The organism is Mycobacterium sp. KBS0706 (genome assembly GCF_005938675.2).
Taxonomy (GTDB): domain Bacteria; phylum Pseudomonadota; class Alphaproteobacteria; order DSM-16000; family Inquilinaceae; genus Inquilinus.
In genome coordinates, this window is record NZ_VCCH02000178.1 from 1 (window position 1) to 8,179 (window position 8,179).

8 protein-coding genes and 2 pseudogenes are annotated in these 8,179 nt (G+C 67.0%); 3 read left to right on the forward strand and 7 right to left on the reverse strand.

Annotated elements, in window-relative coordinates:
- On the forward strand, positions 1–618 hold a 618-nt coding region (locus FFK22_RS40005), incomplete at its 5' end, for a hypothetical protein (RefSeq protein WP_221939237.1).
- 100 nt (positions 619–718) lie between these two features.
- Here the strand turns inward: FFK22_RS40005 and FFK22_RS40010 are convergent.
- From FFK22_RS40010 to FFK22_RS40020, 3 genes and pseudogenes are all read right to left on the reverse strand, one after another.
- Positions 719–994, reverse strand: a complete 276-nt coding sequence (locus FFK22_RS40010) for a DUF2274 domain-containing protein (protein WP_138893394.1) — start codon at positions 992–994, stop codon at positions 719–721.
- Between the two features lie 11 nt (positions 995–1,005).
- The gene (locus FFK22_RS40015) at positions 1,006–2,217 is read right to left on the reverse strand and encodes a TrbI/VirB10 family protein (RefSeq protein ID WP_138893393.1); all 1,212 of its coding nucleotides are present in this window, start codon (positions 2,215–2,217) and stop codon (positions 1,006–1,008) included.
- Positions 2,214–2,654 (reverse strand): annotated as a pseudogene (locus FFK22_RS40020) (TrbG/VirB9 family P-type conjugative transfer protein); the annotation flags it as partial. The gene FFK22_RS40015 and the pseudogene FFK22_RS40020, both read right to left, overlap by 4 nt.
- 171 nt (positions 2,655–2,825) lie before the next feature.
- Here FFK22_RS40020 and FFK22_RS40025 point away from each other — a divergent pair.
- Positions 2,826–3,185, forward strand: a complete 360-nt coding sequence (locus FFK22_RS40025; RefSeq protein WP_138893391.1) for a hypothetical protein — start codon at positions 2,826–2,828, stop codon at positions 3,183–3,185.
- A gap of 272 nt (positions 3,186–3,457) precedes the next feature.
- On the opposite strand, the gene FFK22_RS40030 is transcribed toward FFK22_RS40025, so the two are convergent.
- From FFK22_RS40030 to FFK22_RS40040, 4 genes are all read right to left on the reverse strand, one after another.
- Positions 3,458–5,152 carry a Na/Pi cotransporter family protein gene (locus FFK22_RS40030; RefSeq protein ID WP_138893390.1) on the reverse strand — a complete coding sequence of 565 codons (1,695 nt, stop codon included), beginning with the start codon at positions 5,150–5,152 and terminating at the stop codon, positions 3,458–3,460.
- Between the two features lie 321 nt (positions 5,153–5,473).
- Positions 5,474–5,845, reverse strand: a complete 372-nt coding sequence (locus FFK22_RS44160; protein WP_221939239.1) for a pyridoxal-phosphate dependent enzyme — start codon at positions 5,843–5,845, stop codon at positions 5,474–5,476.
- A complete protein-coding gene (locus FFK22_RS40035) occupies positions 5,784–6,461 on the reverse strand; it encodes a PLP-dependent cysteine synthase family protein (protein WP_221939238.1) in 678 nt (225 codons plus the stop codon). The genes FFK22_RS44160 and FFK22_RS40035 overlap by 62 nt, the downstream gene beginning before the upstream one ends.
- 21 nt (positions 6,462–6,482) lie before the next feature.
- Positions 6,483–7,340: a DMT family transporter gene (locus FFK22_RS40040; protein ID WP_186002928.1), complete on the reverse strand. Its 858-nt coding sequence runs from the start codon at positions 7,338–7,340 to the stop codon at positions 6,483–6,485.
- A gap of 478 nt (positions 7,341–7,818) precedes the next feature.
- Between FFK22_RS40040 and FFK22_RS40045 the strand changes: the two are divergent.
- A pseudogene (locus FFK22_RS40045) lies at positions 7,819–8,179 on the forward strand (IS6 family transposase); the annotation flags it as partial.

An 8,179-nucleotide genomic window follows, 5' to 3' on the forward strand; every position in this document is an offset into this window, starting at 1 on the left:
TGCGCACGCCGATGGGGACGCATGGATGGCGCCGTCCCGCCCGATCTGACAACGGGCGTAATACCTTCCGAGCGGGGGCCGCCGGACGGCGAAGCCGAGACGCGCGATGCTGTCCGGCCGCGGGGACCGGCCGCCAATCCGTCGGATCGCCGCGCACTGGAGTACCTCCTCCTCCGATTCCAGCGACTGCCGCGCCTCGGCTTTACCGGTCTCGCGTTCGACCATCTGCGGCCGGCCTACGAGGCCTATCGTGAGGACCGGTTGACTCCGGAGCTCCTCGCCTCCGTCCGCCGGGTCATGGAGCGATGCGATCGGACCGCGCCGCGCCTGAGTCACGACATCCTGCTCCAATGCTACACAGTGGCCCACTGGATCGATCGCTGCCTCGCGAGCGGCAGGCTCTCGACGGCCAACGCGGAACGCCTCCGCTCTATCCGCATGCAGATCGTCCAGCGTCATTGGCTGAGCCCAGCCCAGATGCGCATTGTCGACCGGGAGCTTGCCTATGCGGTCCAGGATCCGCCGTCGCTCAAGCCGGACGGATTTGCCGCGGCCACGCGGGCGCGGCCGCAGGCTCCGGCGGCCCCGGTCGCCCCGGGCGCGCGCTCAAAGCCCTGAGGCCCCGCGCCATCGGCTCATGAAGATCCGGCTGGATCCCACACAATCGGGCGGCATCCGGCTGGCGGGCTCGGATCGAAGGCGGAAGCCGTCCGGGAACTCACGCCTCCTTCTCCGGCGATGGTGCGAAGAGATCGGACCGTGGTCGCCCGCCGTCCGGTCGCCCGGCCTTCTGGGCGAGGACAAAGGCACGATCCCCCGCAAGAAAGCTCTCCAGCATGTAGGGAATGAGATCGGGTAACGGCTGCGCTTGGCCATAGGTCTCGCGGTAAAGCGCGGCATAGGCCTGGAGCGATCGCGCGAGCTCCGGGCTGGCCCGGAACGAGATCCTGACCGAATTGCGGTCCGGCAGCCGACGAAGCTTGAGATCTGGCATGGCACTCCTCTTCATCCCTGGTAGGGCTCGAGCACGAGATCCTTGTGCACGATGACGCGAAGCGGCCAGCCAGCCCGCACTTTCAGCGTCGGCTGGATGTCGAGCGCCCGCTCCGTGATCCGCTGGCCGGCCTGGTTTGCACTCTGCTGTGTCGATTGCCGGAGCGCGCGGACGAGATCGTCCTCGTCATCGCCAAAGGTGAGTTCGGTGCCGATGCCGAGAAGCGTCGAGAGGACGACACCCTTCAGAAGCTCCCAGCCGTGGACGTCGACCTCGTCCTCGAGACCGGCACGGCCGGCCAGGTCCGTCGCCGGCAGATTGTCAAGCACGATCGATCTTCCATTGGGAAGGACAAGGCGCTGCCAGGCGAGCAGCACTCGATTCTGGCCGTGAGCGATGTCGCTGTCGTAGCGACCGATGAGCTTCGCCCCCTGCGGGATCAGCAGAACACGGCCGGTCACGCTATCGTGGACGTTCTCCGTCACCTGTGCCGTCACCAAGCCCGGCAGGTCTGAGTCGAGCCCCGTGAGCAGGCTCGCCGCGATCACGGTTCCCGCGATCACCTGATAGGGCGAGATCTGCCGCTGCAAGGTATGCGCGTTGTAGATCTGCTCCTCGGCCGGTGCATTCAGAAAATCGAGCTTTCGCTGCTGCGCCCCCAACTGAGGCGCAAGGCCGGGGCCGAGCCGTTTCGATCCGGTTGTCGATTGCGCCTCTCCGCCCCCAGCCGGGCGGCCCTCCTCGTTCTCGGCCTCGTTCGAGATGCGGAAGAAGACGCCGGCCTCGCGGGCTTGGCGCCCCTGCTGCGCCAGCCGGAGCCGCTCGGCGCGGGAGGCGTCTGCCTCTGGATCGGGCCTGAGCCCTTGCGCCGGCGGCGCGACGCCGAGCGCTTTCTCCCGCTCGATCACGGGCATGCCGAGATCACCGGGCAGAGGCGGCCCGAGCTGGGGCACAGGCTTCGGGATCTGGTCGTAGCTGTCCGGCAGCGCCAGAAGCCCGTCCGGCGTCGCCTTGCGCCCGAACTCGGCTGGCGGTTCGCGCCCGGGCCGCCAGGACCTGCCTTCGAGCGCGAGCCACGCGGCGCCAAACACGGCCGCACAGAAGAGCGCCGCGAGCACGATCACCAGCCGTCGCCGGAACCGGACCGCGCGTCGCGGCCGCGCTCGCAGCACCAGAGCCTCGGGCGGAAGCTTCGGCATGGGCTCGCGCGGCGTCCCGCTCATCGCCCGTCTGTCCGGCTGATCCGGACCACCTGCTGCGGGGCCTCGCCGAGCCTGAGCTCAGCCGCCGCGAAAAGGCGGTCGACGATGTAGTACGGACCCCGCACTCGGTAGTTGACGAGCTCGTTGCCGCCGTCCGGTCCGACCACGAACAGCGGCGGCATCTCGCCCTGGTCGATCCGCCGCGGGAACTGGATGTAGACCTTGGACCCGTCGTCAAACGCCTGGACCGGCCGCCAGGGCGGGTGGTCGCCGGTGATGGCGTAGCGGAAGCGGAGATGATCGAGGGACAGGCCGGCATCGACCGGCACCGCCGCCTCGGCCCGGCGGTTCTGCGCCTCGAGCGCAAGAAGCTCGGCCGCGGGATAAGTCCAGGAAATAGCCGCCATCGCCGTGCGCTCGGTGCTTTCAAGGCGCAAGTGGTAGCTCCGCCGATTGGTGAGCCGGAAGCGAAGCCTCCGTCAAGGATGCGCGGTCCCCCCGAGATGCTTCGCATCTCGGCTCCCCCACGCCCCGCTCCGCGGCGCCTTCGGCGTCCCTGACGGAGCCTTCGCCGGCTGCTCCTGGGAGATGTCCTCGACGAGAAGGACAGCTCAATCACGGAGGATCCGATGTGCACTCTCGACCATCCGCATGCATCGTTCGACCACTTCCCGCAGCTCGTCCGCGACCTCGAGATCGAGTTCGGACCCGACGGACTCGATGCCGTGATCGAGCGGTTCGTCACTGCCGAACTGGGCGAGTTCATCTGGGACGGACGCATCGCCGAACGCGATCTCGGCGCCTATGAAGGCCTCGACGACTATGAGGTCGAGGGCTCGGATCTCGTGCGGATCCTGGGCGTTTTCCGTGGCCGATATTGGGTCGCGAGCGGCGTCGTCGACCCCACCCGCAAGCTTCAGATGATGCTCATAATGCATGAATTCGACGATCGTCCGAGCGCCGAATTCGCGTTCCGAAACGGCGTCTGAACGGCCCTATCGAGGCCTCGGAGAGCGGTCAGACGGACCGGCCGCTCTTCGTTCTCGGAGGCCGGCAGATGGATAGATTGCATTTGATGGATCGCAGATGGGCGGGCGTGGGGCGGCTGGCGGCGGGAGGGGGCGCGCGATAGCAAGATGAAAGCGCCGGCACACGCCGGCGGCTATGTCGTTGTCTGCACATCCTTTTCCGTGTCCCACGGCCGTTGGGGCCGTGGGACATTCTAGCGCCCCTGTCCTGCGCGATCTGCCAGCGCCGAGCGCTAGCCGCCGCGGTCGAGCGCCGCCTCGGCCCAGCTGGACGACCGCTCCTGCACTGACTTCGGGCGGGCTGCGTTGGCGGCATCGAGCGCCAGGTATCCGACGGCTGCAATGTGAGAGTTGATGCGCCTCGTATCACGCAGGATGTCGAGGTGCAGTGCGCTGGTCTCGATGCTCTCCGGCCGGCCTTCGCGCAGCCGCGCGAAATGCGTTTCGATGGCCTGGCGCTCGAGCTCACGGAACACCTCCTTCTCGGCGATCAGCCTGGCGGCGGAATGAACGTCGCCGGTCATGAACACGGCGATGGCGAGCTTCAGGTTGCCCAGCAGGCGCTCGCACATGGCGTGGATCTCCTCTGTCCCCTCCGGGGAGAAGGTCAGGCGGAAGCGGATCTTCTTGGTCGCCAGCTCCATCAGGTTCTTGTCGATGACGTCGCCGATGTGCTCGAGGTTGATGGCGAAGCTGAGCACATCGGAGTAGCGGCGGCTGGCCTCCTCGTCGAAGCCGTCGCGGCTGATCTTCGTCAGGTACAGCTTGATGGCGCGGTGCAGGCTGTCGACGTCGTCGTCCGTCCGGCTGATCTCGATGACACGCTTGCGGTCCTCGGTCCGGAAGGCGTCGATCACGCCGCGCAGCATCGCCTCGACGATGTCGGCCATGCGCAGCGTCTCGCGGGCGGCGTTGGCCAGGGCGAGATGCGGATCGGACAGGGCGCTCTCGTCGAGATGGATCGGCGTGCCCGGATCCTGGACCGCGGCCGGCCGGTCCGGCAGCAGGCGCTCCAGGAACCGCGCGGTCGCGGGGAGGACGACGAAGAAGGGAATCGCGAGTGCGAGATTGAACGCGGTGTGGAAGTTGACGGCCGAGCGCGTCGGGTCGGCTTCGAGCCGGAGCAGCAGCTCGACGATCGGGGTGGCTAGCGGCAGCGCGATGACGACACCGATGACGCGGGTCAAGAGATTGCCGACCGGCAGCCGCCGGGTGGCCGGGCTGCCGCTGCCCGCCCCCTCCAGCACCGGGTTGATGGCGCTGCCGAGATTGGCGCCGAGCACGAGCGCGATCACGGCGGTCGACGGGACCACCCCCGCACCGGCCAGGGACATGATCAGGAGGACGACGGCGACGGAGGAATGGGCCGCCCAGGCCAGGACCGCGGTGATCAGTACGCCAACCACCGGGGCCGAGGCGACGACACCAAACACCGCGCGCAACGCCGGCACCTGGGCCGCGGGCTCGATCGTCACCACCAGCATGTGCAAAGCCAGGAGGATCAGGCCGAGGCCGATCCAGACCCGGCCGAGATCGCGGGTGCGGGTGCGGCCGCCGTGCTTGAAGGCGATGACGCCGACCAGGATCAGGATGGGCGCGACCAGCGAGATCTTGAAGGACAGGATCTGCACGATCAGGGTCGTGCCGACATTGGCGCCGAGCATGACTGCAAGCGCCGGGGTCAAGCCGATCACGCCCGAGGCGACAAAGGAGGTCGCCATGAGCCCGGAGGCGGTGCTGCTCTGCAGCGCTGCGGTCACCCCGAGGCCGACGAGGAAGGCGTTGGCGCGGTAGCGCAGGCTCTCCCCCAGCACCCGCCGCAAATCCGAGCCGAAGGCGCGCATCACCCCGGTCGAGACCATGTGCACGCCCCACAGCAGCAGCGCCACATCGCCTGCGAGCGTCAGGAGGGTCAGCGTGCCGGTCATGGGGACGTCGAAAGCAAGGCGGGTCTCCGGTTAGTACAGCTCGGAGAAGGTCCCGGACCCTAGGATGCCTGGCGTTCCTATCAGCAGTCTGCAATCGTCATCAAGGCGGCGGATTTGGGACAAAGCCCAGGAGCACGGCACCCGAACCGCTGCCTGCGCGTCGGTCGGTCCATGCGTCGACGAGTTGTGCAGTGAACGCTTCTGCCCGGGGTCGCTTGGAGGAGTTGGTCGCGGCATTTCGGCGTCGCGCTGCGCATCCGCGATTCCTTTCACCGACTGCCGGCGCGTCGTTGGATCGGGCCTGGAGTCTGGGCGGAGCCTCTAAACCATTGGCGCGTTATAGATTTTCGAGAGGTATTTCAGGCCTGTGTCGGGAAGGACCGTCACGATAGTGGCAGGTTCGTCGAGGCGCTTGGCGAGTTGCATGCAGCCCCAGATGTTCGCTCCAGAGCTTCCGCCGGCGAGAATTCCTTCCGCTTCGGCCAGCGCCCTTGCAGCCTTTAATGCGTCGTCGTCGTTGAACTGGAGCACCTCGTCGATGACCCCGAAGTTCATGCATCCGGCAATGTGGTCCTCCCCCACGCCCTCGATCTGATATGTGCCGATGTCGGAGCGATCGAAGGAGCCGGTATTAAAATACCGGAAGTAGATGGAGCCGACCGGGTCCAGGCAGGAGAATGTGAAGCTCGGGATTCCGTTCCTTCAGGTAGCGGCCGATGCCGGACACAGTGCCTCCGGTGCTTCCGCTCGCGACAAAACAGTCGATGCGGCCCCCGGCCTGTTCCCAGCTCTCCGGCGCCGTTCCGAGATAGTGGGCCTCGGCATTCTTAAGATTGTCGTACTGGTTGATCATGAACGACCCGGGGATCGACGCCGCGATGTCCCGCGCCCGCTGGACATAGTGATCCGGGGCGCCGGGTGCGGCGCCGGTCGGGCAGACGACGATCTCCGCCCCGAGCGCCTTGAGCACGCTCTGCTTCTCGGAGCTGACCTTGTCCGGCATCGTCAGGACGGCTCGATAGCCCCTGGCCGCCGCGATCATGGCGATGGCGGCGCCCGAGTTGCCGGACGTGTTCTCGACGATCATGCCGCCGGGGGTGAGGCGTCCCGAGCGCTCGGCATCGGCGATGATGTGGCGGAGGCTGCGATCCTTGATGCTGCCCGTGGGGTTGAGAAACTCGAGCTTTGCCAGGACGGTGATGTGCGGCTGGGGGAACAGCTTGGCCAGCCGCACCAGAGGCGTGCCGCCCACGACGTCGATGACTGAGGGGTACCGGGGGGTGCCTGTGTTCAGGGGCGTGTCGGTCATCGTTCGCTCCGCTTGGAGGGGCTATGTCGCGTTGGATGGCGAGGCCGGTGCCGGCTGCGGCTGCCTGGCGAGGTAGACGCCGGCCGCACAGAGCGCGAGCGCTCCGACCGCTGCCGGGTGCAGGGGCTCGCCGAACATGGCCCATCCCCAGATCATGGTGACCGGCGGGGTGAGATAGATCAGGCTGCCGATCCGGGTGGCCGAGCTTCTCTGCAGGCAGAGCCAGTAGAGGCCGTAGCCGATGATGGTCGAGAAGACGATGAACCAGGCGACAGCCGCGGCGAACTGGGCCGTCACTGTCGGCACCAGGCCTCCGTCGCCGATCGCGAGCGGCATGAACAACAAGGCGGTGACCGCGCTCTGGATGCCGAGTCCCGCGACCAGACTCACCGCCGAATTCAAGGCCTTGGCGGCGAGGGTGGCGATGACGAGCGCAACGGTCGCGCCGAACGAGAGCCCGTAGGCGAGGGCCGGGGCCTGGCCGGCTTCACCGCCGACGGCCAGCGCGACGCCGCAGAAGCCGAGCGCGAGGCCCGCCCATTGGCGGCCGCGGACGAGCTCGCCCAGGAGCGGGCCCGCCAGCGCCGCAGTCATGAGGGGCTGCAGCGCCGAGATCAGCGCGGCGGTTCCCGTCGGCACGCCGAGGGCGATGGATTTCACCCCGAGGGCGAGGTAGGCGAACATCGCGAGCACCCCGAGGAGCGCCTGAATCGCGAGATCCCTCGCCGTGAGGCCCTTGCGCATCTGAAGCGCCACGAAGGGCGCGAGGACAAGGGTCACGAGCGCAAAGCGCCAGAACAAGACTTGGTAGATGGAGGTGGTGTCGGCCGCCATCCGGGCGCCGATGAAGCCAGAGCTCCAAGCGATCACCAGACCCATTTCGAGGGCGCCATTCACGACCCGTCGGTGAGATGACATTCCCAGCCCCTATCTCTCAAATCCGCGAGATACGTGTACTACAGGCGTCGTTATACGCCTCATCAGTGCGATACAGCGAGCCGTCCTCGCCTATACTTACGTGCCCACCCCGTTAATGAACACCGACCTCAAACATGAGTCACAATATACGATGCCGACGCATCGCATATGATTGAGAGATAGCGCGGAGGTATACAGCGGTCCATACCGCCGGGTGTCTTTGTACTCAAGCAGAAGCTTCGATGATTGTGCATATTCCGGCTTGACGCGGGCAAGAGGGATTCGGCGCTGTCCATAGCGAGACGGTGATGGGGCAGCGATCCTAGGGATCGGATCGCCTCGCTCGGCTCCAAGGGCGTCAAAGACCCGCGAGGCTTCCTGCTGGGGCTTGTCACGTTCACGGAGTTGCGGGGCGCCCGCGGGCAGAGTAGCGGTAGCCATGACCCCGCCTGACTATGCCGGCTACCGCTTTCCATCCGACGTGATTCATCGCGCCGTCTGGATTATCTCCGATTCACCCTCAGCTACCGCGACATCGAGGACCTGCTCGCCGAACGCGGCATCGAGGTGTCGTACGAGACGATCCGCCGGTGGGTGAGCGCGTTCGGCCCGAGGATCGCGCGGCGCCTTCGGGCGCAGCGCCCGGCACCGCACCGGCGCGGGCACCTCGACGAGATGTTCATCCGGGTCGGCGGCAAGCAGATGTATCTCTGGCGGGCCGTCGATGCCGAGGGCGAGGTGCTCGAGGTGCTGGTGCAGGCCAGGCGAGACACGGCTGCCGCCCGCAGGTTGATGCGCAT

Coding starts and splice junctions, on each gene's coding strand:
- FFK22_RS40015 (WP_138893393.1), bottom strand. CDS start 2,217: ATGAGCGGGACGCCGCGCGAGCCCATGCCGAAGCTTCCGCCCGAGGCT.
- FFK22_RS40025 (WP_138893391.1), top strand. CDS start 2,826: ATGTGCACTCTCGACCATCCGCATGCATCGTTCGACCACTTCCCGCAG.
- FFK22_RS40040 (WP_186002928.1), bottom strand. CDS start 7,340: ATGGGTCTGGTGATCGCTTGGAGCTCTGGCTTCATCGGCGCCCGGATG.
- FFK22_RS40035 (WP_221939238.1), bottom strand. CDS start 6,461: ATGACCGACACGCCCCTGAACACAGGCACCCCCCGGTACCCCTCAGTC.
- FFK22_RS40010 (WP_138893394.1), bottom strand. CDS start 994: ATGCCAGATCTCAAGCTTCGTCGGCTGCCGGACCGCAATTCGGTCAGG.
- FFK22_RS40030 (WP_138893390.1), bottom strand. CDS start 5,152: ATGACCGGCACGCTGACCCTCCTGACGCTCGCAGGCGATGTGGCGCTG.